Genomic DNA, 25,909 nt, shown 5'->3' with positions numbered 1-25,909 from the left:
TTATCGGTTCACCCGCTTTCGTGCCGCATCGTATTTTTCACTAGTGGAGCGAATTCCCCGAATCAGAGGCTGTGCATCTGGCAGACTTCCTTGTCCAAGCCGAATTAACGTTGCTCTATGATCATTCAGTTGTTGCTCCAGCACACATCCCAACCGATGAGCAATCTCTTCACTTTTCCACGTTTTCCAATCTTCCACAATCGGCAAGCCAGCCTTCATTGAAATTTCAGGCAGGTCATGCTGAACCATGCCATGACATAAGGTAACTGGCACGGCAATAGCCTGCGGAAAACGACGTAGCACGAGTCCAATGCCCGGACGAAATTGAATCGGCCGAGCCTCCTGATGCAGAATTTCACCCTGCGGGAATATCCAGACCCTTTTGCCAGAAGCCAGCAACTCATTCGTATATTGCAACGATGTCCGCACACCCGATGCACTGTCCTTGTTGATTGAATACGCTCCGAGTTTGCGAAAAAAAGCATACTGCCGAAGCTGCCGCTCCTCCATCATCACATAATGATCCCCGCGCGAAGTTTGCTTCGCGGCATGATACAGTAGCAGTCCATCCCACCATGAGCTGTGGTTCATAAAATAGACAACAGGCTGATCCGGCGCTATAGGCAACACTCCATCCAAGCCCCTACGATCTACGATTTGTGGATCGAGCGAACCCGAGAGCGTAAACGAACGAAAACGTCTACGCAACAAATAATAATGGTTGTACAGCGAGAAGACTCGGTCAAACGCTTTGGACTTTACGGCGCGAATCATACAGCCAGCTCCCCTCGGCAAGCAGCACACCTGCGATGGCAATTATGAAACTGCCTGTTATGCCTTCTTTTAACGCAAGCAGGCCAAACAGAAGGATAAACAGTTGGTACAGCCATTTTGCCCGCAGTAGGGAATGCCGATCCTTTGGCATGGCCGGCAAAAAGAGAGACAGAAATGCTCCCATAATGAACCAGCTGATGTAGTTTGTCCACGGAACACCGTAGAACCCTCCTGGAGCCTGCCATTCCCAAAATCCCCTTGCATGAGCTACAGGATCGAGTACAAAATCCAGCACAATTGCCCAAAATCCCGTTTTGAGGGCTCGCACCAACTTCCCACCCCAGGTCGATCCACCGCCGCTAATCAGCGCCGAGTTGCCAACGACTGCGATCCAGGCGAATCCAAGTGTTACCGGTACACTGAACAGATGGATGCCAAAGAAGTCGGAATAGGCATACTCGCCAAAAGGCCAGTGTGTATGTACACCGATCCATTCCACACCCATACCGCCCAGCCAGATGATAAAGGACGCTATCCAGAGGTCGGGCCGTAGCCACTTGACTGACTGGTCGGACAGGTCAGATCGGCGATATTGCTGATATATAAGGTCAAGCACATACAACGCGTAGAATACAAGAAATAGCCCATTAGAGAAGGATAACGCCTCAGGCACACCAATCGTAAGCATGAGGATGGCACCAATGGCGTACCATACCCAGTACACCCACTGAACCATCAGGATACCGCCATTCGGGAAGCTTGATACGCCAACATCGGATACCGTTTCACAATCGCGCCCAGCATCTCCAGTTTCAATTCATCGCTGACATATGCTCGTTTCGTGTACACATCGTAGTCGTTACGCTCCACGGCGTGCAGGATCGTTGAATAGAAGGCCGCGGCTAACTCAATCGAAAAGGCACTTTCAACCGGATAGGTGTCCAAACGATCCATGCCGATCCGGAACCAGTTCAGCGCTGCTGCTTTCAGATCCTGAATGATGGCGATAAATCGTTCATCCACAATGCCGTCTTCCCAGTCCTGTTCGGAGTATCCGTGTTTCTCCATAATCTCCAGCGGTACATAACGGCGCATTCTGGCCCGGTCTTCACCCACATCCCGAATAATGTTCACAATCTGCATGCCTTTGCCTAGTGCGATACCATTCATCGCTACTTCCGAACCGTTATCATTACGGAGCACAGGTAGCAGCATCTCGCCTACGGTTCCGGCAACCAGATAACAATAGTGCTCCAGCTGTTCCAGCGTTGTATAGTGGGTCACTTCCAGATCCGTTAATTGGCCCTCCATCTGACGAAAAAACGGGCCTTTGTCCAGATGAGGGAAGCTGCTGAACAGCCATCTCAGTGCCGGCCAAATAAAGTGCCCCTCCGCTTCTTCGAGGTGTTCAAATAATTCACGAATCTCATGGATCGTATACGTTGATTGCTCCGGCTCATCCACACTGTCATCAATCATGCGGCAAAACGCATAGATGACATATACCGCCTCACGGCGGGGACTGGGCAGGCCCTTAAACGCCTGATAAAAAGACGAGGAGCCCTTCTGCATCAACTCTTCACACCTGCTTAAAATCGCTTCGTTCATTTCCCCATCTCCTTCATGAGTTGATTGACAGCCATCCTAGCGCCTTGCATGACAATGGGCACGCCGCCTCCTGGATGTACCGATGCTCCGGCAGCATATAAACCTTGTATCTTCGAGAACGGCTTGGGCTGCGGTCGATACACACCCGACTGAAACAGGACAGGTGCAATGCCAAAGCTTCCTCCACCGTATAAGCCATCACGCGCGGCGTCAGCAGGTGTACGTACTTTTTTCCATTGCAATGCTGCACGGAGTCCCGGGAATCCTCGTTCTTCTGCTTCTTCCAGCACACGTTCTGCCAGCGCTTCACTCTCTTGTTCCCAGTTCACGCCTTCTGCGTCCGGTACCGGAATGAGGAAATACAGTACACTCTGCCCTGGAGGTGCAGCGGTCTCGTCCACTGCAGCCGGATTGAAGACGTAAAACGATGGCTTCGCGGGAATGCGGCGCTCGTTGAAAACTTGGCGCAAGCTACCATCCAGGCTTGGTGGCAAGAAAAACTGATGCGTTGTGGCATCCTCCCACCGTTTATCTACTCCGGCGTAAATCAGCACACACCCCGATGAAGGGCGATACGGCTTACGTTTCACGGGTGCTTCCGGTACCTGCTTCATCAGCCCGCTCAAATTCGGAAAATCTCCGTTATAGATTACGGCATCCACCTTTTCAGCACCATCAGCCGTTTCAATCCCCTCGCATATTCCATTGCGGATCTCCAGTCCAGTGACTTCCGTGTTCAGCTTGATCTTCCCGCCGCGAGAGAGCAGTTCCTGCTCCAGAATAGCGGGCAGAGCCGCGTAACCGCCCTTCACCATCCAGATGCCATATTCGTGCTCGGCGTAAGGAAGCAATGAATAAATCCCAGGTGTACCAAAGGGCGATCCACCGATATACAAGCTTTGCAGCGAATACGCATCGAGCAATTCTTCATGTTCAAAATAATCCCCAACGGCCTTCCGCACACTCTTGTGTGCACGCAGCTTGCCCATAAGCGACATGAGCGAAGGGGTGAAGAAGTCCCTTTTGCGCGGAAACATCTGTTCCAGAAACGCTGCCCGGCCTGCGGGGAACAACGTGTCCATATCCTTCATAAACCTGTTGAATCCTCGGCCTTCTCCCGGGAACAACCGTTCAATCTCGGCGGTCTGCTCTGCCCGGTCTGTCTTCTTGGTCATGACACGTCCGCTGTGATAATGCACCCGGTATAACGGGTCACAGCGTAGCAGCTCGACTTTGGAGCGATCCACACCGGCCTCTTCCAAAATGCCAAGCAACATCTCGGGCAGGAGGACAATGGTTGGCCCCTGATCGATCCGGTATTCCCCTTCCTGTTCAAAAGCTATCCGTCCGCCTACGCGAGAGCCTCGCTCGTACACGGTAACATCCCATCCCTGACGGTTCAGCAGCAACGCTGAGGTAAGCCCTCCAATCCCGGCACCTACAACAGCTGCCCGCTTCATGATTGTCCTCCGGCTTGGGCAGTCTTCACGTAGGAGGATGGCTTGGTACGTCTTCGTGCATCCTCTTCCTGAATCAATCTGACACTGATTCGCGCCGATTCAAAGATTGTCGGCAAGCCGCTACCCGGGTGCGTACCTCCACCCACCAGCCAAACGCGTTCCAATTCCTCAAACTGATTATGCGGTCTCAGATACATCATCTGGCCCAGATTATGTGCCATATTAAACGTTGCCCCCTGGTATACATCCAGCTCATTCTGCCAATCCAGCGGTGTGAACAGCATACTTTCTTCGATCCGGCCACGAATGTCTGCCAGTTCTGGAATCGCTTCGAGCCGCTTCAACATGTCTTCTTGTACCTTCGCTCGTTCCGCCTCCCAATCGATGTCTCCCGTAAGGTTTGGTGTTGGCATCAGCACATAAAGTGCAGATTTTCCTGCCGGAGCGAGTGTCGGATCGAGCCTGGATGGGTTATGAACATATAGAGACGGGTCTGCCGATAAAATTTTGTGCTTGGTAATTTCGTCTACATTCACCCGGTAATCTTCCGGAAAATAGATTGAGTGATGTGGCAGATCGATCTCACCATCTACACCGAGATACAACATGGCTGTGGAACAGGAATATTTTTTCCGTTTCATTTTTTCGGGTGTATATTTTTTAAGTACGCCAGGTTCGAACAAATGGTTCACTGCATGGGCAAAGTCGGCATTGACCACGACATGGTCCGCTTCGATCCGTTCGCCGTTTTCAAGCAGTACACCCTCGGCGCGACCATTGCGAACAATAACCTGTTTCACCGGTGTAAGGGTGTGAATGCGTCCGCCATTCTCTTCAACGACATCCGCCATCGCCTGAAATACCCGATTCACGCCGCCGATCGGATGAAACAGTCCATATTGGTGTTCGATGAATGACAAGATCGTAAATGTTCCTGGACAATCCCATGCGGACATCCCCAAATATTTGGACTGGAATGTAAACGCCCAGCGCAGACGTTCGTCGGTAAAATACCGGGAAAGAATGCCGTAAACCGTATTATTTATATCAAGTTTAGGTAGAGCCGTAATCGCGTCTTTACGTAAATAATCGGTGAGTTTGCCAAACGGACGGCGGAGCAGTGGCATCACTTTGCCAAACTTCACTTCTTCGTCCCGCATGTACCGGAGGTAATTCTCTTCATTGCCGGGGAACAGCTCTTTGATCTGCGCTGCTGTATCCTCCCGATTGCGTGAAGGAGTGAACACCTTATCTCCAAAGTTCAAAGCGTACAGCGGGGTCAGTTCTTTCATATCTACATAATCCGAGAGCTTGCGTCCGACCACATCAAACATCTCTTCAATCAACTGAGGCATCATCAAAAAGGTAGCCCCGCGGTCAAACTTATATTCACCAAGCTCCAGACGGGAAGATCGTCCGCCAATGGCTGGCTGTTTCTCGTATACATCAACCTCATATCCCTGACCGGACAGTAACATGGCTGCTGCAAGCCCACCCGGGCCTGCGCCAATGACGGCTGCACGTTTGCGTTGTTGATTCGGTATCATGCCACTCACCTTTCTATGTAGGACTATCTCTAGTTCTCAAGCCCCTAACCTATTATTAAACCGCAATGAAACACTTTAATCGGGTAAACTCAAAAACATTATACAAATCGTGTACAAATATTATACGACAAGTAAAACATAAAATGACCCGCGGGTCAAATTAATTGTTTTTTACACGTTAAAGATCTATATAATCCCATAAAAAAACATCCCTTGATCGCTGGATCTAAGGATGTCCTATATGAATCTATTCCATCAACATTCGCCTTATGTTCAATTGTTATCCTCTCACTTGTTAGGCACCTGGTGGCCGATCCGTAAAATACTCCCGTTCAATCCAGGACTGCCAGTCTGCCGAATCTTCAGGCATAATCCATTCCGGGTGACGAGCGTGCTTCGCACGTTCAAACCCTTTACCGCCCAGCACAAAACGGATATGAGGGAACTCGTCCCGAATTCGGTCAATCAGCTGATCACAAGGTTCCACAAGTCCGGGGCTCGTAATCGAAAGACAGACCAGTTTGATTTTCTGCTCACGGAGAATCGGAAATACCCCTTCTTCCGGCGTATTGGCCCCGAGATACAGGACTTCCGCTCCATTTTTGCGCATAAATAAAGAGAACAACAATAAACCAACCTGATGATGTTCCCCTTCCGGACAGAGAGCAAGAACTTTGGGCAGATGCGGATAGATCGGGAACAGATGGAAAAACTGATAAAACCGCTGGGAGATCAACTGCGTCATGAAATGTTCCTGCGCTACCGTTGCACGTCCTGCTTCCCATGCGTCTCCAACCCGAACCAGGATCGGTACGAGTACATGGTAGAACATGCTGTCATATCCGTACATCGTGAAACCAAAATCAATCAAACCGTTGGCACGCTCGCCCTGAAAATGATAGAGGGAATCATAGATCTGATCGGCCATCTGTGCATGAGCTTCTTCCATCACGGGTACTGGGGGCACCATCGGCGCAGGTGAAGAAGAATCAGGCCTTTTAGCTTTCCTGATCTTCAACATACGTACAGCCTCGGAGATATTGGCCTGATGCTGATCAATCTGCTCCTTTAGCCAGCGCAGATCCGCTACATTCTCTTCCGTGTACATGCGATAACCCGACTCTGTCCGCTCAGGGGTAACCGCATCATAACGATTTTCCCAAGCCCGGAGCGTGACCGCCTGAATGCCCAGCATGGCAGCGACTTGTTTGATGGAATACACGTGATTACCTACTTTCTCTCCATAAACGTTCTACAAAAATAATACGTTCATTATACACAACGACCCTACAGCTGTCGATTCATCCAATCCAAATTGCATGCTTCGCCTGTAAAACTCTCATGATTCTCATACAACATCCGAATTCTGCCTCCTGCGTCAACATCGCTACACCTGTGGTAATAAACGTCAGCAAGTACAGAAAGGGGGAGTCCAACATTGTTCCCATTGCGCCGCCATACCTCTGACCGCAAATCTTCCCGCGGCAAATTCCCATACATACGCACAGCAATTGCACTACTTATCCTATGGTTTATTGCTGTTATGCTCTACCAGACCTATAAACCGCTACCACCAGGCATCTCTTATGAAAGTCAAGAATATCGGGTGAAGAATGTCGAGTTCCTTCATGACCTCACGTACCCTTCTGCCGACGGACAGATGCAGCATGAACAGCAGATTTTTCAGCGGATGAAACAGGTGGTTGAGGATGCCGAGCAATTTGTCCTGGTGGATATGTTTCTGTTCAACAATTATCAACACAAGGGACAGAACTTTCCGCCTGTCAGCCAGGAGTTTACTGATGCACTCCTTGCCAAGAAAATGCAACATCCCGATATGGACATCTGGTTCATTACCGATGAAGTGAACACCAACTATAACTCGGCCCCCAATCCGCTACTGGAACAGATGAAACAAGCCGATATTCATGTCGTCATCACTAATGTTGATCCACTACGTGATTCTACACCGGTATATTCCGCAGTCTGGCGTACGTTCTTCCAGTGGTTCGGTCAGTCCGGTAAAGGCTGGATTCCTAACCTGATGGCGACAGATGGCCCGGATGTTACATTACGTTCCTATCTGAAATTGCTGAATGTAAAGGCCAATCACCGCAAGGTTGTTCTCAGCGAAAAAACAGCTATTGTATCATCAGGTAACATTCATGATCCTAGCGCTTATCACTCCAACATTGGCTTTGAGGTTACCGGCCCGATCATTGGAGATATCATTCAATCGGAGCAAGCTGTTGTAGATATATCGGGCGGGGGCCAGCTCCCTGTCTATGACGAAATCTCCCACACTCCGTCTTCCGAGGAAGCCGATGAAAATGATCGGCCTGTTCGCCTTCGTTATGTGACCGAAGGCAAAGTCAATGATGCCTTGCTGGATGAGCTGAGCCAGGTGGGAAAAGGGGATACCATTTGGATGGGGATGTTCTACATCGCTTCACCAAAAGTATTGGAGGCTTTACTGGATGCCTCGGAGCGAGGAACCGATATCCGGCTTGTACTTGACCCTAACGAAAACGCCTTTGGTCAGGAGAAGATCGGCATTCCTAATCGTCCTGTAGCAGCGGAATTACATGGTAAATCGAATGGCAAAATCCAGATTCGCTGGTATAACACGACCAAGGAACAGTACCATACCAAAATGATGTATATTGACAAAGCTGCTGGAGATCATATCGTGCTCGGCGGCTCAACCAACTTCACTCCCCGGAATCTGAATGACTACAATTTGGAGAACAATGTGTGGATTGCAGCTCCGGCAGACAACAAGTTTACGTTAGACGTTGCGAATTATTTCAAGCGCATTTGGACAAATGAAGATGCCGAATTCACTCTGAATCTGGAAGAGTTCCAGGAGAAGACCACCTTCCTGAAAGGCATTTTGTATAAACTGCAGCTCATTCTTGGGTTTACTACCTTCTGACCAGGCTCCAAAATAATTAAATATATCCTTGTAACAAGATACATCCGTCTGTACGTTTCATGTGCGGCGGGTGTATTTTCTGTTTTCTATCCTGGCTTGACAGAAGATGTAATGTGTGAAAAGATGTTACCTAACGACCGTTAGGAAGGTGAACAAAATGACTGCTTATTCCATCCGGGATGCATCCCTGTTTCATTTTGCCAGAGACGGCTATGAAGGGGCTTCGCTAAGAGCGATCGCTGATGAAGTCGGGATTAAGAAACCCTCGATATATGCACATTTTAGCGGTAAAGAAGACTTGTTTATGCACACCCTTGAGTATGCATTTGATGAAGTACGGCGACATACCTTGGAATATTTCCGAGATCACGCCCACTTGCCACTGGAACAACGGCTGCGGGGGTTGCTGACGTGGTTCGAGCAGGAGTATCAGGATCACGCCTCTGCCAGGTTGATGCTACGCAACTGTTATTATCCGCCGCCCGATCTGTATGGCCAGGTGATGGATCTGGTATATCCATTTCTGGACGGAATGGAGCGTGCATTGTCACGGCTGTTGCAACGTGCGATTCGCGAGGGGGATGTTCCGCCTATTCCTGCCGAGCAGGCCGCCATTGCTTTTATGACCTTTCTCGATGGCATTACTGTTGAAATTATCTATGGAAGCTCACGTCGGTACAAGAGACGGCTGGATGCTTCCTGGCCTGTCTTTTGGAATGGTATACACAGCTTGAATGAACAGGCACGCCCTATCGTGCCAGAAGGAGATTGAACATCATGAACCGCAACTGGTTATACGTTTTTGTAGGAGGCATTATTGAAATTGTGTGGGTTAGCGGACTAAAACATGCTTCGAATGCTTGGGAATGGGCATTGACGGGACTCGCCATTGTCATTAGTTTCGGCCTGATCATTGCTGCGGCTAAACGACTGCCTGTGGGTACGGTCTACGCAGTGTTTACGGGGATCGGTACAGCCGGTACGGTGTTGACCGAAATGCTACTGTTTGGTGAACCGTTCCGTTTGGCTAAAATGCTACTGATTGGACTGCTGCTCTGCGGTGTCATTGGGCTGAAACTCGTCACGGATCAGCAAGAGAAGCAGGAACCACAGGTTAAAGGAGGTGCCGTCTAATGGCTTGGCTTGCGATTGTAGGTGCAGGAATTTGTGAAATTTTTGGGGTCATCGGCATCAACGGTGCTTCTACGCGTAAGGGATGGCCTTATATTGTCCTGATGCTGGTATCATTCGTATTCAGCTTCTCGCTGTTATCTTACGCGATGACATCTATCCCTATGGGTACAGCTTACGCGGTGTGGACAGGAATTGGCACAGTGGGAAGTACGGTGACGGGAATGCTTCTGTTTGGTGAACGTAAAGAAGCGAAGCGGCTACTGTTCATTGCAATGATTTTGGTAGCAGCGGTAGGATTGAAAATCATTACGTAATGTAATGATTATCGTGCAATATAATGGATATTATTAACTTCAGGCAGAAAGGCGACTTCACTCAGGGAGTCGTCTTTTTTGTAGGTACGATTGTTTTAAGTACGTTTGTCGAGGTGCGTTTGTGGAGATACGATTGTGGAGTGCGTTCGTATACATAGGTTTGTGTAGGTAGGTTTGTGTAGGTAGGTTTGTGTAGGTAGGTTTGTGTAAGTACAAATTTCAGGTGAATTTTTTAAACACAACAGGTGATTTGGGATATAATGTAATCTAAGAGATGACCTTGTCATTAAGCTCATTGGAAAGAAGGGGAGTGCATTTTATGAAAAAATGGTTGGTACGTATCGGAGCATATACCGGTTATTCGTTCTTGATCGCACTGGCACTCTTCTATCTCTTTTTCTTGGGAGTAATCATTATGATCGCTATATACGATTTTATGGGAGGGGCATAGTCTGCTTTCTCTTTACTTCACTTGCTCTTTTTTCTTAGACTCGCAATGCTTTGCTTGGATTTTCATTTATTCCTTTTTTATTTTAATTTCTTTTATTGAACTGTATTATATCTTCTTTAATTTGTTCTGATTTATTTTAGTTTATATCGATTTATGTTGGTTTACTTTCTATTTGCGCTTTGTTTTGCTTGGCTTACTTCCCTCCATTCGATATTCATTCACTTTTTCTCTCTTTTCCTTTTCCGAAGTAGCGCGGTTCATGCATTTAATTTCTAACGATCACCAGTAACGCTATTTGGGCCAAATTACAGGTTTTAGATTTCTAACGATCTCAGGCGAGCTTATTTCAGGATTTTGATGCGAAAATGGACGTCCAGCTTGTGTTTTCAACAAAATAAGGTTTCTGGTGATCGTTAGAATTTCAAAAGGATGAATATTGCTCAAATAAGCTCCACTGTGATCGTTAGAATAAATTTTCGATATGTTCTCGAGTCGTCCTTAAGAGCGTTGTTGAGGTGTTGATGTGTTTTTGATGTGTTTTTGATGTGTTTTTGAAGCGTTCTTAAAGCGGGATTTATGCGTTCTTGATGTGTTGATGTGTTTTCGATACGTCCTTTATACATTCTTCCATTCCCTCTCCAAAAAGTACAGCGTACAGCTTTACGGCTTGCGTACTGTACTCTCTCAGTTCTTATCTCAATTCTTTCTGGGCTCTCCTCTCGATTCTTTTCTCAGTCCACTCTTCGGCTCTTTTACACCCCTACACCGTGCACATTTGTAATCCCTCATTCACATCGTTTATACTTAGTTTGACCACAAAGTCAATCCAAGAACTCAAGAGTTCCCAGTGAGGTGAACATACCCTTAATGAACCCGATCCATGGGATGAATGAAAAAAGAAAACTGGTCATCACCACAGCGCTCAAGCTGTTTTCCGCTAAGGGTAGCGCAGCAACCTCCATGCAGGAGATTGCCGAGTTATGTGGTATGTCCAAAGGTAGCTTATATCTGATGTTCAAATCCAAAGAGGAACTGGAAGCCAGTACGCTGGAGTACTGTGTATACATTCTTATGGACGAGATGTCCCAAATTGAACACGAGAGCAGCCTGACTTCGAGAGAACGGCTACATAAACAGATTGAGGTGCTGCTAACGCATGTTGCGGAATTGAAGGAATTTTTGCGCGTCCAACTACGCAGTATGATGATGGATGATGAACAACAGCGCAAAGAGCACTGCACTCCTCAGCAAAGAGATATTGAGATACGTACATTGCATTGGTTCAAAAACAAACTGGAGGATCTATACGGCTCCGAGATCGAGCCTTATACGATTGATCTTATCCTTCTGACACATGGACTATTCCTGTCGTACGTCAAAATCTGGTTTACTGAAATGCCTTCTCTTACGGTCAATAAGATGGCTACGCATCTTTTGCAAATGATGGATTATGCAGCACAGGGCTGCCTCCAGCATCGGCCTGAACCTCTGATTCCGCTGGATCAGTGGCCTGCCTGGATTGCTGAACCCCAACTAGATGCAACCATGTTGCGGCATCCCGTCCATATTCTGAAACAGATGCAAGATATCGCATCAAGCGACCTGCCCGCCGGTCAGTCAAAAAATGATGTGCTTGAGACCATAGCCATACTAAGACAAGAGATCATGGAATTTACGCCAAGGCGTGCCATCATTCTCGGCATGATGCGTAACCTGGAAGGGATAACTATCCTTGAACCGATGCACTCCGAGCTTCAGCACATTATGGATACCATGTATAACCGGTTTATCCAGGCTGACTCGTCACACACATAAACAGGAGAAACAGAGAGGAGAAGAAACCAACGTATGAAAGGGATTATTAACTTTTCACTGAACAACAAGTTTGCAATCTGGATTCTGACCATCATCATCTCATTCGCAGGCTTGTACAGCGGAATGACGATGAAGCAGGAGACTATTCCGAACATCAATGTACCGTTTCTGAATGTCACGGCGATTGATCCGGGTGCGGCTCCAGAAGGTATTGTAGAAGATGTCACGAAGCCGCTGGAACAGAAGCTACGCAACCTCGAGGGTGTGAAGACCGTCACCTCCACTTCTATGGAGAATGCGGCATCCATCACGCTGGAATTCGACTATGGAACGGACCTGACGAACGCAACAGCTACGGTTCGTGAAGCACTGAATGAGGTGCAATTGCCCGACAGTGTGCAGAAACCAACCATCTCTAAATTCAGCATTAACTCGTTCCCGGTTGTATCCCTCAGTTTGTCTGACAAAGACGGCGGGGATTTGGAAGAACTGACACGACTCGTAGAATCGGATATCAAACCTGCACTAGAAGATATTGATGGTGTAGCTCAGGTTCAAGTGTCCGGTCAGTACGTTAAAGAAGTGCAATTAACGTTTGATCAAGCCAAAATGGCTGAACTCGGTCTAAGTGAAGATACGGTGAACGGAATCGTTAAAGGTTCATCCATTCGTGTGCCGCTCGGCCTATTTGAACTGGATAAATCCCAGAAAGCCGTTGTTGTGGACGGCAACATCATCGGACTCGATGATCTGAAAAATCTAGCGATTCCAGTCGTACCAAGCGGAGCTGGTGCAGACCAAGGTGCTGGTGGTGCTACAGGCCAGGGTGCCGGTGCGCAAGGGGCCTCCCAAGGTGGCGGTGCTCAAACCGGTCAAGCTACAGGTCAAACCGCTGATCCATCGGCTCAAGCTGGACAAGATGCATCTGGTGCTGCGCAGGGTTCCAATCCTGCGGCAGGGCAAGCGGGTAGTGGCAATGCTGCCGCAGCGAACCCATCAGGAACCGCTGGTGCCGCAAATGCAGCTGGTATCCCTACCGTGAAGCTGAGCGACATTGCCAAGATTGAGGTCATCGGTCAAGCCGAGTCCATCTCCCGCACGAACGGCAAGGAATCCATTGGTATTTCCGTAGTGAAATCCAACGATGCCAATACGGTGGACGTGGTTAAGGCCGTCAAAAGTAAAGCCGAAGAACTGCAAAAGCAATTCAAAAATGCAGAATTAACGATCCTGCTTGACCAAGGTCAGCCTATCCAGGATTCCGTCAACACGATGCTGGGCAAAGCTGTATTTGGTGCCCTGTTCGCAATTCTGATTATCCTGCTCTTCCTGCGTAACATCCGTTCAACGATTATCTCCATTATCTCGATTCCGCTCTCCCTGCTCATGGCATTGACGGCGCTCAATCTGATGGACATTACCTTGAACATGATGACACTCGGAGCTATGACAGTTGCGATTGGCCGGGTTGTCGATGACTCCATCGTTGTTATCGAGAACATCTACCGCAGACTGACACTCAAAAACGAGATGCTGAAAGGCCGGGATCTGGTTCGTGAAGCGACTCGCGAGATGTTTATTCCGATCCTCTCCTCAACCATTGTTACGATTGCGGTATTCTTGCCGCTGGCACTCGTTAGCGGTATGGTCGGAGAGTTGTTCATGCCATTCGCCCTGACGATGGTATTCGCCCTGCTCGCATCCCTGCTGGTTGCGATCACCATTGTTCCAATGCTGGCACACAGCTTGTTCCACAAAGGAATCAAAAATAAACAAAACCATGAAGAGAAGCCGGGCAAACTGGCTGAAAGCTACAAACGCCTGTTGAACTGGACGCTCTCTCACAAAATCATTACCGTTCTTATTGCGGTTCTACTATTGGTCGGCAGCTTGTTCCTGTACCCATTCATTGGCACAAGTTTCTTACCAGAGCAGAAGGATAAATTCGCCACGATCACCTATAGTCCAGAAACGGGCTCACTTCGTGAAGATGTAGAAAAAGAAGCCCTCGTTGCTGAGAAATGGTTACTGAAACAGCCAGGTTTGGAGAAAATGCAATATTCCATCGGCGGTGGTAACCCGCTCGCTAGCATGGGTGGAGGCGGCGGTAACTCTGCACTCTTCTACATTCAATACAATAAAGACACTAAAGATTTTACCGATGTGAAGAAACAACTGGTTGAAGGTTTGCAAAAAGAAGTGACCAAAGGCACATGGAGTGAACTCGACATGTCCGGCGGATTTGGCGGAAGCAACTTAAGCCTGTCCATCTACGGGGATAGTGTGGAGCAATTGAAACCTGTAGCTGAAGAAGTCCTGAAACTGGTTCAGGCGGAAAAGGACTCTTTTGAAAAAGCAGATACCACCATCTCCGACACCTACGGTCAGTACACCCTCGTTGCCGATCAGGAGAAGCTGAGCAAACTCGGCCTTACGGCGGGTCAACTGGCAATGGCACTGAGCCCTGTACGTGAACGTCCGGTACTTACGGAAGTGGATATCGACAACAAAACGTACAAAGTCTATGTAGAAACGGACAACAAAACGTTCAGCAGCATCAAGGATATTGAAAATGAAAAGGTCACTTCACCACTGGGCATCCAGGTTCCAATCAAGGATGTAGCCAAAGTGGAAGAAGGCACTTCACCAAACTCCATTATGCGTATTGATGGTAAAGTGGTTGTACAGGTGACAGCGAACATTCTGGCATCCGATGTGACCAAAGCTTCGCAAAACCTGAAAGCCAACATCGACAAGCTGGACTTGCCGGATGGCGTTGAAGTGAAGTTTGGCGGTACAACCGAACAGATTAATGACACCTTTACACAGCTTGGTCTGGCAATGCTGGCAGCCATTGCGATTGTATACTTCGTGCTCGTGGTGACATTTGGCGGCGGACTTGCACCATTCGCGATTCTGTTCTCCCTGCCATTCACCGTGATTGGAATCATGGTTGGTTTGTTCATCGCAGGGGGTACACTCGACGTATCCGCGATGATGGGTGCATTGATGTTGATCGGTATTGTTGTTACCAACGCCATTGTTTTGATCGACCGTGTTATTCATAAGGAAAACGAAGGACTCACGACGCGTGAAGCGCTGCTGGAAGCCGGAGCTACACGTCTGCGTCCAATCCTGATGACCGCTCTCGCAACGATCGGTGCCCTGTTGCCACTGGTAACAGGTCTCGAAGAAAGTGCAGGTATCATCTCGAAAGGACTCGGAATTACCGTAATCGGTGGTCTGATCAGTTCTACACTGCTTACGCTGGTCATCGTGCCAATCGTGTATGAGTTCCTGATGAAATTCAAAAAGAAAAAAATCGTCGATTAATTCAGTCTATCGTTATTCCCACGATTCAGATGTGATCGCGAGCAAAAATTTGCCCTTGACGGGTACTGGAATCTGTAGTGATTCCCGTGCCTGATCAAGGGCATTTTTTATCGTGTCAATGGTAAAAATTCGAACATATATCTGATGCTCATTTTAGATACAAAACAAAAAGGATAACTATTTTTGTCATCCAGACCAAATGAGCGTCAGGTTTAATCTCATCTTATCTAAATGCACGTATACTTATCTTTAAAAATCCAGTGAGCAAACACCCTGAATCCAGCATCCTTTGTATCAAATTTACAGGTGAGTCATGGGAAAGGGCGGTGATGGTGTGGGAGAGACCACGCTTCATATCCAAATTAGAGACATGCTGAAACGTCCTGTATTTCGCAAGGCCGAGTACCTTGCCAGTCAGCGTGCATTGGAGCGTTATGTACGCTGGGTACATATTATGGAGGTTCCTGAGATTGAGGGCTTGCTGAGCGGCGGAGAATTGGTGCTGACAACAGGGATCGGCTGGCCTGGAGGCAAGTCGCATGGTCTGTCTTTTCTGCAACAATTGATTGCCTGCGGTGCCGCAGGGTTATGCATTGAACTCGGGGAACATACACGATCACAGCTTGAGGCGATGAAACAACTGGCGGAGGCGGAGGATTTCCCGCTGATCTGGTTTCATGAACAAGTCCGGTATATTGATATTACACAGGATTTGCATTTTGCCCTGATTCGCAGTCATCAGCGTATGGTCGCGGAACTGGATCAGCTCACCACCTCCTTTCATCAGCTATTGCTGAATGGGGATGGTGTACAGCCGCTACTGCGTCTGCTGTCACGCAATACCGGGTATGCTGTCGCCTTATATCCGCTGGAAGGTGAAGCGACGGCCATTCCTCATGTCCCACGTGAGCAACTGGAGAAGCAGAGACAACTGTGGTGGGATCAGCGTGAATCGATGGATCACACTACCCTTGACGGTTATACAGCGAACCCTTCGACTGTAGAGGTATCAGACCCTTTTTCCGGTCGGCTCACAATGAATCCAATCAGCATCCCTGTTCAGGCACTAGAGTACACCTTTGCTGATCTTATCCTTTTCCCTCAGAAACACACAGACCCTGAACCTCCCACTCCAGCTCTGCCGTACCCATCCGACGAGTACGTTTTTCATGCGCTGGAGCGATGTGCTGCTGCCATAGCCCAGGATTGGATGCGTACCCAGTACATGGAGGAAAAACGGCGGTATAAAGAGGATATGTGGGTCATTGACTGGTTAAACGGACATCACTCCGCGAAAGAAATTCATGAATATCTTGCAGCCGTACATCCGGCTCTCTGCACAGGACAGGCCGCAGTTGTTTTATTCGACAGCAACCCTACGCAACACGACAGTCTCAGACTGCAAAAGATACTGATTCAGCGTAATATCGTTGCCCGCTCCGTATTTGCCCGGGAAGGTTTCACCCTCTACAGCACTGTACTTAATCTCCAGATCATTCTCATTGTCATTGACCCGCAGGCTGCATCTCTGCGTAAATCTAATCTGTGGTCCTGCATTCAGCAAATTCGGCAACACGAGCAGGAGCAGACTCACCAGCTCTTCTCCGGTCTGTATGGTATCGGTCAGAACTATTCGGAATACCCACGCCTGCGAGAGAGTCTTGAATCCGCGAAGGAAACGTTACGTATTCAGAAAGATATCGGAGTAATGGAGCAGCCCTTTTACAGTAATCTGCACTGCTATCGCATCATCGCCAGTATGAAACAGAACGGTAACTTGAATGATTTTATTACGGAATACCTGGGGCCACTGATCCGGTATGATGCGGAGAAGGGAGGTCAACTGCTCCTTACACTGAAACATTACCTGGCGCTCTGCTGCTCCAAACAAGAGACGGCCAGTGCACTGTTTATCGTCAGACAAACGTTGTACCATCGGTTGGATAAAATTGAATCACTTTTAGGAATAGACTACCTTCTACCCGAGAAACGGGTTGCCATGGAACTTGCGCTCTACGCCTATGAATACGTGCATGGATCACTTGTATAAAGAGTGCACGTCTGTACGTTTTAGGAACTAAGATGGGTAAATGGCAACTAAGCCGTCCGTCAACGTCCCCATCACACACTACACTATGCACTACGCTGTTCCTGTAGCTGACGTATGAGAATATGACTGAACCACTTTCGGCCCGAGGCTGTACCCACATGCTGCTCCACATTCTCTCCTGGAAAATCAGGGTGGGCCCATGTCACATGAGCGCCCTCCAGATGTTCCCGGACCGAACAGATTCGATACCCCTGTTCAACCAATCGCTCAATGTCCAGCTTCTCCAGTTCAAATGCTTCGTGCTCCGACATCTGTTTCGACATTAGTTCCGCCCCCCATGAATCGCAGTCACCGGTTGCCTCGGTGGAATCGGTGCTCCTGCATCATACTTATTACGCTTTACATATTTTCCTGCCCCTGCATTGCCTATATACTGCCGATCCCGTACCACATACTCGCCACGACAAAGCACGGTCACTGGACATCCCTGTACCTGCATGCCTTCAAACGCGCTGTAATCCACGTTCATATGATGTGTTTCCGCCGAAATCACCCTGGTTACGGAAGGGTCAAAAATAACAATATCCGCATCCGTACCCACCGCAAGGGTTCCCTTCTGAGGAAATAATCCGAATAATTTGCTGGCCCTGGTTGAGCACAGATCAACCCATTGATTGAGTGATATGCGGCCTTTGGCTACGCCTTCCGAATATAGAATACTTAGCCGGTCTTCAATGACAGGCCCCCCGTTAGGAATTTTGCTGAAGTCATCTTTGCCGAGATCCTTCTGCCCCTTGAAGTTAAACGAGCAATGATCCGAACCAATGGTCTGTAATTGTCCGCTTTGGAGCGCATTCCATAGTGCTTCCTGATGTCCCTTCTCCCTGAGCGGAGGCGACCAAACATATTTGGCCCCCTCAAAGTCCGGCTGATCCATTATGGACTGATCCAGCGTCAGATATTGCGGACATGTCTCTCCCCAGATTCGGTATCCCATCTCACGCATGCGCGCGATCTGCTCGGCGGCTTCGGCACAAGTAACATGCACCACATACAGCTGTGAATCCGCCAAAGCGGCCAAACGGGCGGCACGTCCCGTTGCTTCTCCCTCCAGCATAGATGGGCGGGTCAGTGCATGATGAATCGGTGCTGTGTGACCTTCAGCGAGCGCCTGCTTCACAAGCAGGTCAATGACATCTCCATTCTCGGCATGCACCATCACAAGTGCACCGTATTCTTTGGCTTTTTGCAACGTCTGAAAGAGAATGCCGTCATCGGCCTGAAATTGGTTTTTGTAAGCCATGAACACCTTGAAGGACGATACGCCCTCCTCTTCAATCATCTGCGGCAGTTCTTCCAGCACCTGCTCATTCATCTCGCCAATCATCAGATGAAATCCATAGTCAATGACAGCTTTCCCTTGGGCTTTTCGATGCCATTCTTGTAGGGATTCGGATAAGCGACGGCCTTTCTGAGTCAGACAAAAGTCAATGATGGTTGTGGTACCACCAAAGGCCGCGGCCGTTGTGCCCGTAGCAAAATCATCCGCTGTGACCGTGCCGCCAAACGGCATATCGAGGTGAGTATGGGGATCGATGCCGCCAGGTATGATATAACAGCCTGTTGCATCAAGTACTTCTGTCTGATCATCAGGGATTAACCCGATACCGATCTGCGCTATTTTCCCTGCTGCGATTAAAATATCGGCCTCAAAGGTATCCGATGCCGTCACCAAAATACCACCGCGAATCAATGTACGCTTACTCATGAAATCGCCTCCTTGGCTGATGGATTATGAACAGATTGCAGCAGGGAAATCGCCGACTGACGTTCGTTCCAGGTAACCGACTCCTGTTCTGGTGCAAGCTCAATCATCTCGATCGCACCGTCCACCGGGCAGACGATGGAACACAGATTACAGCCGACACAATCCTCCTCTACTACTTCAAGATAAGCACCTGACGGGTCGGTTAACATATCAATACATTGATGAGAGGTGTCTTCACAGGCAATGTGGCACTTATTGCAATTGATGCATACATCCCGATTGATGCGGGCAACTACCTTGTAGTTGAGATCCAGATTGCCCCAATCCGAGTATCTCGGCACGGTTTGACCGACCAGTTCGGCTACACTCTGAAGTCCTTTTTCATCCAAATAATCGTTCAGCCCTTCGATCATGTCTTCCACAATGCGGAAGCCATGGTGCATCGCCGCCGTACATACCTGCACTCCCGTTGCACCCATCAGCAGAAATTCCGCCGTATCGCGCCAGTCGGATATGCCGCCGATACCCGAAATCGGCACACCCACTTCGGGATGACGGGCACACTCTGCCACCATGTTAAGCGCGATGGGTTTTACAGCCGGGCCACAGTATCCACCGTGTGCTCCCTTGCCGCCTACATGCGGCACGGTGTTCCAGGAGTCCAGATCAACACCAGCGAGAGAATTGATTGTATTGATCAGTGAGATCGCATCTGCCCCACCACGTACAGCCGCACGGGCTGTTGCCGTAATGTCTGTAATGTTGGGTGTCAGCTTTACGATGACCGGTGTGGTAGCCACTTCTTTTACCCACATCGTCTGTAGCTCGACAAGATCAGGCTGTTGGCCTGATGCAGCGCCCATGCCTCGCTCTGCCATACCGTGCGGACATCCAAAGTTCAGCTCCAGGCCATCGACGCCGGCGGCCTCGACCTTTTTGACAATCTCATGCCACTTTTCCCGCTTTGGTTCCACCATCAGCGATGCCACGACTGCGCGGTCAGGGAAACGTTTCTTCGTCTCGGCGATCTCGCGCAGATTGACCTCCAGGGGGCGATCGGAAATCAGTTCAATATTGTTAAAGCCTGCCACACGCTGACCGCCAAAATGTACAGCCGCAAAACGGGAGGAGGTGTTAATAATCGGTTCGCCAAGTGTCTTCCACACCGCACCGCCCCAGCCCGCTTCAAACGCACGCTGTACCTGGTATCCGGTATTGGTTGGTGGAGCTGAGGCGAGCCAGAATGGATTAGGTGACCGGATGCCCGCCAGATTGATGGATAAGTCAGCCATATCGAACCCTCCTTGATGTGATTTGGAGTAAATCTAGCTTGTTAGGATGAACGTAAACAAGGATAGCCATCTAACGATCCCCACAGCGCTTATTGAGCTAAAATTCGGCCTTTGGAAATTCTAACGATCCGTAGGAACGTTATTTTGCTGTTTTTGCCCATTTCCAGCCTGAATCCGCGGGTTTTGGGTGAAATAAGCTTCGTGGTGATCGTTAGAAGTTCACATGCCTTGTTTTTGCAGAAATAGGGTGTCTGGAGATCATTAGCCGATTAGGAGCCAGTATGAAGTCCTGTGGAGATGAGTTTCTGAGAAAGCGTACAGACTTCCTTACGCGCTCTCTTCCGAGCAACCAGGCAGCATTTTCATGATCGTGGCAGCGACCAATTTACCCTGTTGTGCCGCTGAAACGACCATCGCTTCTCCTTGGCCTTGACCAAAAATGACGTCTCCTGCCGCAAACACCTGAGGATGAGAGGTACGATACGTATGCGCCTCGACTTCTACCACACCTCCATGATGCTTCAGTTCAAACGCCTCAATTAGTGGTAGCAAACGATTCTGTCCAATAGCCCGAATCACCGTGTCACATTCGATAATAAAGGTTGAATTCTCCACCGCCACAGGCATCGCACGTCCGCCGCCAGGTGGGGTCACGAGCTCTATTTTCACACACTCCATCCCTCGAACCCGGCCATTCTCGTCTCCAAGAATACGCTCCGGCATCGTAAACCAACGAAACTCCACGCCCTCTTGCTTGGCAAAAGTGTACTCAAACGCATAGGCCGTCATCTGCTGCTCTCCGCGCCGATACAACATCTGTACTCGCTCTGCACCCAGGCGCACCGAACAAGTCGCTGCGTCCACTGCTGTATTGCCTGCACCAATTACAGCTACATTCAAACCATGCAGCGCTGGCGGCACCCCCTGTTTGGTGGATTCTACAAGCTCAATCGCATCATAGACGCCTTCCAGCGTCTCCCCTTCAATGCCCAGCATCGGGACCGACCCCATCCCACATGCGAGAATGACAGCCTCATGTTGTTCCAGCAATTCGGGGGCTGCTACATCTACACCAACCCTTACACCGTATCGAATCTTTACTCCGAGTGACTCCACCTGATCGACTTCCCATAATGGGACCGACTCCGGCAGGCGGAAGGATACGATGCCATAGGTATTCAGTCCGCCGCCTTTCGCCTTGGCTTCATAGATGGTCACATCATATCCTGCCCGGCCCAATTCGCGTGCTGCGGAGAGCCCTGCCGGTCCTGCCCCGACAATAGCCACACTTCTCCCGTTTGACGGGGCTGCATGAAACAGCGGTTCATGCCTCTCCATTGCCCAGTCTGTCGCATAGCGCTGCAGATCACCAATGCGGATCGGCTTGGAGGACTCGTTCAACACACAGGCCCCCTCACATAACTCTTCTGTAGGACAGACACGTGCGCAACTCGCGCCAACCGGATTGGCATCCATGATGGTGCGAGCCGACCCTTTGAGATGTCCTGTTGCTATTTTTTTGATAAAAGAAGGAATATTGATATCCGTAGGACATGCTTTAATACATGGAGCATCGTAACAATACAGACAGCGGTTGGACTCTTCCATCGCTTCCTTATTGGTCATGGCTGGTTTCATCTCGCTAAAACGATTTTCCCAGCCGTAATCCGACCATGCTGTTCCAGAACGGTTCATCAATGTCACGCACCTCCCGCGGATTTAAGATTTCTGCCGTACCATCCATTGATATGCCTGACAAATGCCAAGCCTATACTTCCTGCCACAACGCTCTAGATCCGATCTACAAGCTCACCAGATGTTCATACGTCTCTGGTCTGCGATCCCGGTAAAACTGCCACACATTACGTACCTCACGGATCAACTCCGTATCCATCTCGCCAATGACCACTTCATCCTGATCCCTGCTCCCCATCGCCACCATGCGCCCTCTCGGGTCCACCAGATAAGACTGCCCATAAAACTCACCCATGTTCCATGGCGCCTCCATGCCTACACGGTTGATTGCTGCTACGTAGTATCCGTTGGCTACCGCATGGGCTGGCTGTTCCAGCTTCCATAGATACTCCGAGGTGCCTGCCACTGTAGCCGATGGGTTAAAAACAATCTCTGCCCCTGCCAGCCCAAGCAAACGTGCACCTTCAGGAAAATGTCGATCATAACAGATATACACGCCCACTTTGGCGTAAGCCGTATCAAATACCGGATAACCGAGATTACCAGGTTTAAAATAATACTTTTCCCAAAAGCCGTTCGTGCCCTCTCCCGCCTCGACATGCGGAATATGATGTTTGCGGTATTTGCCCAGATACGTTCCATCCGCATCAATCACCGCCGCCGTATTGTAATAAGAAGCAATACCCTCTACTTCGTACACAGGCAAAACAAGGACAACAGCAAGCTCCTTCGCCAGCTCCTGAAAACGCCGGGTGGTCGGCCCTTCGGGAACCCGCTCTGCGGATGCATACCATTTGGGCGTTTGTTCTGTGCAAAAGTAAGGCCCGTAAAACACTTCCTGCAATCCGATGATCTTCGCCCCTTGTGCCGCCGCCTCGCGTACAAGTGTAATATGCTTCTGAATGGCTGCCTCCTTATGCACTTCAACCGGGGCCGAACCTTCGATTTCATGGGAAGCCTGAATCAAACCAATGCTGATTTTCGCCATAACGTTATCCCGCCTCCTTTGGTGGATTACCGGTACATATCTTGCGGATGGTGCGATAGAGCACCTCCGTGCCTAACGCAATATCCCCGGGAGAGGAATATTCACTTGGATGATGGCTGATACCGTCCTTGCTGCGGACAAAAATCATGCCATAATCGCACACATAAGACAGAGCGAGCGCATCATGGAACGGGCCACTCATCAATTCAGGCATGACTGCTCCCATCTCTTCCGCAGAAGAGCGAATGACGGACATCATGGAATCCGCACAATAGCGCGGTTCACTATTGGTATCCTCGGTGACCGTATATGTCAGACCATACCGGGAGCTGATTTCATCCAGCAATGTCATCAAACGGGCCTCCAGCCGATTACGCCGCTCCATCTCCATATCACGCAAATCTACTGTAAAGCTCACTTCTTCAGGAATGATATTCCTTGAATTCGGAAACACTCTCAGACTACCTACCGTACCGACAGTGGGCGCTCCCGGATCTTCACGGACCAGATCATCAAAGGCCGCAATCACTTTGGCACTACCCACAAGTGCATCATGACGCATCCCCATTGGCACCGAACCCGCATGCCCGGCCATTCCTTTCATAGTCACCGTGAGCCAGAGGGGACCCGAGATGCCTGTCACCAGACCGATCTGAGCATTCATAGCCTCAAGTACAGGTCCCTGCTCAATATGTAGCTCCAGATAACTGCCAATGGAACCGGGAGAGTACACCGCTGCTGTGAATTCTGAGGGCGAACACCCGAAGGATGCCAGCGCCTCCCGGCGAGTCACCCCGTTTTTATCCTCCCGATCCAGCTCTCCTTCCTCCAACTGGTTTGTGATGCCTCGTGAACCAAATAAACCTTTGTTAAACCGTGATCCCTCTTCATCGCAAAAAGCAATCACTTCAATCGGCATGCGTGGCTGTATGCCTTGTTCAATCAGGCACTGTACGGCCTCCAGCGCACCGAGTACACCGATCGCACCGTCATAACGACCTCCATACGGCTGGGAGTCGATATGTGAACCGACCATCAGAATAGGTCTAGTTGCATCCGTCCCTTCCAGGCGACCAATCAGATTACCGAAAGCATCCATTCGAGTCACAAGACCTGCTTTCTCCATCCAGAATCTGACTTGGTTGATGCCCTCCATGTCCTCTGGAGTAAGGGCAAGCCTGCATACCCCTGTATCTCCGATCTTGCCGATCTCAGCTAACTGTTCAATATGTTCATTCAGCCTCAGCTGATTAATGGATAACCCGGTTATGGCCTGCATCCTTCCTCTCCTCCTTGTCACACATTAAATCAACTCATGCCTACCTCATCCAGACTGCGAAGTGCGGTAAACAAATGACTTACGATAAGATCCAGTTCTTCTTCGGTAGTGACAAAGGGCGGAGATAGGTTCAAAATGTTCGCAAAGCCCGGCACCGTGTCTCCGTTCTTGCCGATCAGGATGCCTTCCCGTTTACAATGAGCCAGCACCTTCATGACATTCTCCGTTGTCGCCGGTGAACCGTCCGGCTCAATCATCTCGATGCCACAGGTGAATCCGAATAGACGGATATCGCCTACAGAAGGAAGTTCAAGTAGCGGTGATAATTTATCTCCAAGCAGCTGACCCAGTTCCGCAGCCCGGCTGACCAGTTGCTCCCTTTCCAAAATCTCCAGATTTGCCAGAGCAACCTGACAGGATACCGGATTCCCGCCAAATGTGTTCACATGGCGAAAGTGGTTATCCGTTCCAGGCTCCCGAAAAGAGTCATACAAGTCGGCTCTTATCGCCGTGGCGGATAACGGTGCATAAGCACTGGTCATGCCTTTAGCCATCGTGACGATGTCCGGCTGTACACCATAGTTCTGGTGACCGAACTTCTGCCCGGAGCGGCCAAATCCGCAGATCACCTCATCTACAATGAACAGCACGCCATAGCGCTGGCAGATGTCCTGTACCCTGCGCATATAATCTGGCGGAGGAACAATCATACCACCACCGGTAATCACCGGCTCCATAATCACGGCAGCCACCGTCTCCGGGCCTTCCCATTGAATGACTTCCTCATAGATGGCAGCACATTCGAGCCCACAGCTATCCTTACTTTTTCCAAACGGACAACGGTAACAGTACGGCGGAGGAACATGGGAGAATCCTACACCGAGCGGCTCGTATTTGATCTTGCGTGCGGCTTGCCCCGTTGCGCCCAGTGCCCCCATAGAGTTACCGTGATAGGCACGGTGACGAGAGATGAATTTATGACGCGCGGGCTCACCGTTCTGATGGTGGAACTGACGGGCTATTTTGAAAGCCACCTCATTGGCATCCGAACCTGAATTGGAGAAAAAGATTCGATACTCTCCCTCTAGCCATTCATTCAGCTTCTCTGCCAGTAAAATCGCCGGTTCATGGCTCTGTGTCATCGGGATGTACGCGAGAGTTTTCATCTGTTCATAAGCACGTTTGGCAATCTCCTCACGTCCATGCCCTACATTGACGCACCATAAGCCCGACATGGCATCGAGGTAACGTTTACCCTCCTGATCCGTAATCCAGCTCCCCTCACCGCTAACGGCAATCAACGGGTGATCGTTATGGGGCGAGATGTGGTGCCAGATATATTTGCGATCCTTCTCCAGCCATTCTTCCTTCGTACCGCCCAGACGTTGTGCTTGCTGATCCACAGAACTCATCCATCCCGCTCCTCTCCTATGTGATGCGTGTAGCAATGTTCCCACGTCACGCCC

The 25,909-nt window shown here is 49.5% G+C and carries 21 protein-coding genes; 8 read left to right on the top strand and 13 right to left on the bottom strand.

Annotation, left to right across the window (positions count from 1 at the left end; genetic code table 11):
• The 6 genes from BLQ13_RS18485 to BLQ13_RS18460 form a co-directional block, all read right to left on the bottom strand.
• Positions 1-774 (bottom strand): lysophospholipid acyltransferase family protein, encoded by a 774-nt coding sequence (locus tag BLQ13_RS18485; RefSeq protein ID WP_090922805.1) that lies wholly within the window; start codon positions 772-774, stop codon positions 1-3.
• Entirely contained in the window at positions 743-1,510 is a 768-nt protein-coding gene (locus tag BLQ13_RS18480; protein ID WP_090922803.1) for a carotenoid biosynthesis protein, read from the bottom strand. The genes BLQ13_RS18485 and BLQ13_RS18480 overlap by 32 nt, the downstream gene beginning before the upstream one ends.
• Positions 1,510-2,382 (bottom strand): phytoene/squalene synthase family protein, encoded by an 873-nt coding sequence (locus tag BLQ13_RS18475; protein ID WP_090922801.1) that lies wholly within the window; start codon positions 2,380-2,382, stop codon positions 1,510-1,512. Before BLQ13_RS18475 ends, BLQ13_RS18480 begins: the two co-directional genes overlap by 1 nt.
• The gene (locus BLQ13_RS18470) at positions 2,379-3,842 is read right to left on the bottom strand and encodes a phytoene desaturase family protein (protein WP_090922799.1); all 1,464 of its coding nucleotides are present in this window, start codon (positions 3,840-3,842) and stop codon (positions 2,379-2,381) included. The genes BLQ13_RS18475 and BLQ13_RS18470 overlap by 4 nt, the downstream gene beginning before the upstream one ends.
• Positions 3,839-5,389, bottom strand: coding sequence for a phytoene desaturase family protein (locus BLQ13_RS18465; protein WP_090922797.1), 1,551 nt, complete (start codon positions 5,387-5,389; stop codon positions 3,839-3,841). The genes BLQ13_RS18470 and BLQ13_RS18465 overlap by 4 nt, the downstream gene beginning before the upstream one ends.
• A gap of 295 nt (positions 5,390-5,684) precedes the next feature.
• Positions 5,685-6,611: a MerR family transcriptional regulator gene (locus BLQ13_RS18460; RefSeq protein WP_090922795.1), complete on the bottom strand. Its 927-nt coding sequence runs from the start codon at positions 6,609-6,611 to the stop codon at positions 5,685-5,687.
• A gap of 216 nt (positions 6,612-6,827) precedes the next feature.
• On the opposite strand from BLQ13_RS18460, the gene BLQ13_RS18455 reads away from it, so the two are divergent.
• The 8 genes from BLQ13_RS18455 to BLQ13_RS18425 all read left to right on the top strand — a co-directional run bounded on the left by BLQ13_RS18455 (position 6,828) and on the right by BLQ13_RS18425 (position 17,421).
• Positions 6,828-8,324: a phospholipase D family protein gene (locus BLQ13_RS18455; protein ID WP_244159377.1), complete on the top strand. Its 1,497-nt coding sequence runs from the start codon at positions 6,828-6,830 to the stop codon at positions 8,322-8,324.
• 157 nt (positions 8,325-8,481) lie between these two features.
• The gene (locus tag BLQ13_RS18450) at positions 8,482-9,096 is read left to right on the top strand and encodes a TetR/AcrR family transcriptional regulator (protein WP_090922793.1); all 615 of its coding nucleotides are present in this window, start codon (positions 8,482-8,484) and stop codon (positions 9,094-9,096) included.
• A 5-nt stretch (positions 9,097-9,101) separates the two neighbouring features.
• A complete protein-coding gene (locus tag BLQ13_RS18445; RefSeq protein WP_090922791.1) occupies positions 9,102-9,458 on the top strand; it encodes a DMT family transporter in 357 nt (118 codons plus the stop codon).
• Complete coding sequence (locus BLQ13_RS18440) at positions 9,458-9,772, top strand: DMT family transporter (RefSeq protein WP_090922789.1); 315 nt, start codon at positions 9,458-9,460, stop codon at positions 9,770-9,772. The genes BLQ13_RS18445 and BLQ13_RS18440 overlap by 1 nt, the downstream gene beginning before the upstream one ends.
• 319 nt (positions 9,773-10,091) lie before the next feature.
• Entirely contained in the window at positions 10,092-10,223 is a 132-nt protein-coding gene (locus BLQ13_RS29045; RefSeq protein WP_276326753.1) for a hypothetical protein, read from the top strand.
• 867 nt (positions 10,224-11,090) lie between these two features.
• Complete coding sequence (locus tag BLQ13_RS18435) at positions 11,091-12,038, top strand: TetR/AcrR family transcriptional regulator (protein ID WP_090922788.1); 948 nt, start codon at positions 11,091-11,093, stop codon at positions 12,036-12,038.
• Positions 12,039-12,071: 33 nt separating this feature from the next.
• Positions 12,072-15,371, top strand: coding sequence for an efflux RND transporter permease subunit (locus BLQ13_RS18430; RefSeq protein WP_090922786.1), 3,300 nt, complete (start codon positions 12,072-12,074; stop codon positions 15,369-15,371).
• Positions 15,372-15,684: 313 nt separating this feature from the next.
• On the top strand, positions 15,685-17,421 hold the full coding sequence (locus tag BLQ13_RS18425; RefSeq protein ID WP_090922784.1) for a PucR family transcriptional regulator: 1,737 nt from the start codon (positions 15,685-15,687) through the stop codon (positions 17,419-17,421).
• Between the two features lie 83 nt (positions 17,422-17,504).
• Here the strand turns inward: BLQ13_RS18425 and BLQ13_RS18420 are convergent, their stop codons facing one another.
• The 7 genes from BLQ13_RS18420 to BLQ13_RS18390 form a co-directional block, all read right to left on the bottom strand.
• Positions 17,505-17,744: a hypothetical protein gene (locus BLQ13_RS18420; protein ID WP_244159376.1), complete on the bottom strand. Its 240-nt coding sequence runs from the start codon at positions 17,742-17,744 to the stop codon at positions 17,505-17,507.
• Positions 17,744-19,189: a dihydropyrimidinase gene (gene hydA / locus BLQ13_RS18415; protein WP_090922782.1), complete on the bottom strand. Its 1,446-nt coding sequence runs from the start codon at positions 19,187-19,189 to the stop codon at positions 17,744-17,746. The genes BLQ13_RS18420 and hydA overlap by 1 nt, the downstream gene beginning before the upstream one ends.
• Positions 19,186-20,481: an NAD-dependent dihydropyrimidine dehydrogenase subunit PreA gene (gene preA, locus BLQ13_RS18410; protein ID WP_090922780.1), complete on the bottom strand. Its 1,296-nt coding sequence runs from the start codon at positions 20,479-20,481 to the stop codon at positions 19,186-19,188. Before preA ends, hydA begins: the two co-directional genes overlap by 4 nt.
• Before the next feature lie 327 nt (positions 20,482-20,808).
• Positions 20,809-22,176 (bottom strand): NAD(P)-dependent oxidoreductase, encoded by a 1,368-nt coding sequence (locus tag BLQ13_RS18405; RefSeq protein ID WP_090922778.1) that lies wholly within the window; start codon positions 22,174-22,176, stop codon positions 20,809-20,811.
• Positions 22,177-22,282: 106 nt separating this feature from the next.
• Positions 22,283-23,164 carry a nitrilase-related carbon-nitrogen hydrolase gene (locus tag BLQ13_RS18400; protein WP_090922776.1) on the bottom strand — a complete coding sequence of 294 codons (882 nt, stop codon included), beginning with the start codon at positions 23,162-23,164 and terminating at the stop codon, positions 22,283-22,285.
• Positions 23,165-23,168: 4 nt separating this feature from the next.
• Positions 23,169-24,443: a M20 family metallo-hydrolase gene (locus BLQ13_RS18395; protein WP_090922775.1), complete on the bottom strand. Its 1,275-nt coding sequence runs from the start codon at positions 24,441-24,443 to the stop codon at positions 23,169-23,171.
• 29 nt (positions 24,444-24,472) lie between these two features.
• A complete protein-coding gene (locus tag BLQ13_RS18390; RefSeq protein ID WP_090922773.1) occupies positions 24,473-25,855 on the bottom strand; it encodes an aspartate aminotransferase family protein in 1,383 nt (460 codons plus the stop codon).
• Between the last annotated feature and the right edge of the window lie 54 nt (positions 25,856-25,909).

It is taken from the genome of Paenibacillus polysaccharolyticus (assembly GCF_900102085.1).
Classification (GTDB): Bacteria; Bacillota; Bacilli; order Paenibacillales; family Paenibacillaceae; genus Paenibacillus; species Paenibacillus polysaccharolyticus.
Note: the sequence above shows the minus strand (reverse complement) of the source record. Positions and strands in the feature narration are given on the sequence as shown.

Coding starts and splice junctions, on each gene's coding strand:
- BLQ13_RS18440 (WP_090922789.1), top strand. CDS start 9,458: ATGGCTTGGCTTGCGATTGTAGGTGCAGGAATTTGTGAAATTTTTGGG.
- BLQ13_RS18420 (WP_244159376.1), bottom strand. CDS start 17,744: ATGTCGAAACAGATGTCGGAGCACGAAGCATTTGAACTGGAGAAGCTG.
- BLQ13_RS18480 (WP_090922803.1), bottom strand. CDS start 1,510: ATGGTTCAGTGGGTGTACTGGGTATGGTACGCCATTGGTGCCATCCTC.
- BLQ13_RS18450 (WP_090922793.1), top strand. CDS start 8,482: ATGACTGCTTATTCCATCCGGGATGCATCCCTGTTTCATTTTGCCAGA.
- BLQ13_RS18475 (WP_090922801.1), bottom strand. CDS start 2,382: ATGAACGAAGCGATTTTAAGCAGGTGTGAAGAGTTGATGCAGAAGGGC.
- preA (WP_090922780.1), bottom strand. CDS start 20,481: ATGGCTGACTTATCCATCAATCTGGCGGGCATCCGGTCACCTAATCCA.
- BLQ13_RS18425 (WP_090922784.1), top strand. CDS start 15,685: ATGGGAAAGGGCGGTGATGGTGTGGGAGAGACCACGCTTCATATCCAA.
- BLQ13_RS18430 (WP_090922786.1), top strand. CDS start 12,072: ATGAAAGGGATTATTAACTTTTCACTGAACAACAAGTTTGCAATCTGG.
- BLQ13_RS18435 (WP_090922788.1), top strand. CDS start 11,091: ATGAACCCGATCCATGGGATGAATGAAAAAAGAAAACTGGTCATCACC.
- BLQ13_RS29045 (WP_276326753.1), top strand. CDS start 10,092: ATGAAAAAATGGTTGGTACGTATCGGAGCATATACCGGTTATTCGTTC.
- BLQ13_RS18400 (WP_090922776.1), bottom strand. CDS start 23,164: ATGGCGAAAATCAGCATTGGTTTGATTCAGGCTTCCCATGAAATCGAA.
- BLQ13_RS18470 (WP_090922799.1), bottom strand. CDS start 3,842: ATGAAGCGGGCAGCTGTTGTAGGTGCCGGGATTGGAGGGCTTACCTCA.
- hydA (WP_090922782.1), bottom strand. CDS start 19,189: ATGAGTAAGCGTACATTGATTCGCGGTGGTATTTTGGTGACGGCATCG.
- BLQ13_RS18445 (WP_090922791.1), top strand. CDS start 9,102: ATGAACCGCAACTGGTTATACGTTTTTGTAGGAGGCATTATTGAAATT.
- BLQ13_RS18395 (WP_090922775.1), bottom strand. CDS start 24,443: ATGCAGGCCATAACCGGGTTATCCATTAATCAGCTGAGGCTGAATGAA.
- BLQ13_RS18390 (WP_090922773.1), bottom strand. CDS start 25,855: ATGAGTTCTGTGGATCAGCAAGCACAACGTCTGGGCGGTACGAAGGAA.
- BLQ13_RS18485 (WP_090922805.1), bottom strand. CDS start 774: ATGATTCGCGCCGTAAAGTCCAAAGCGTTTGACCGAGTCTTCTCGCTG.
- BLQ13_RS18465 (WP_090922797.1), bottom strand. CDS start 5,389: ATGATACCGAATCAACAACGCAAACGTGCAGCCGTCATTGGCGCAGGC.
- BLQ13_RS18405 (WP_090922778.1), bottom strand. CDS start 22,176: ATGAACCGTTCTGGAACAGCATGGTCGGATTACGGCTGGGAAAATCGT.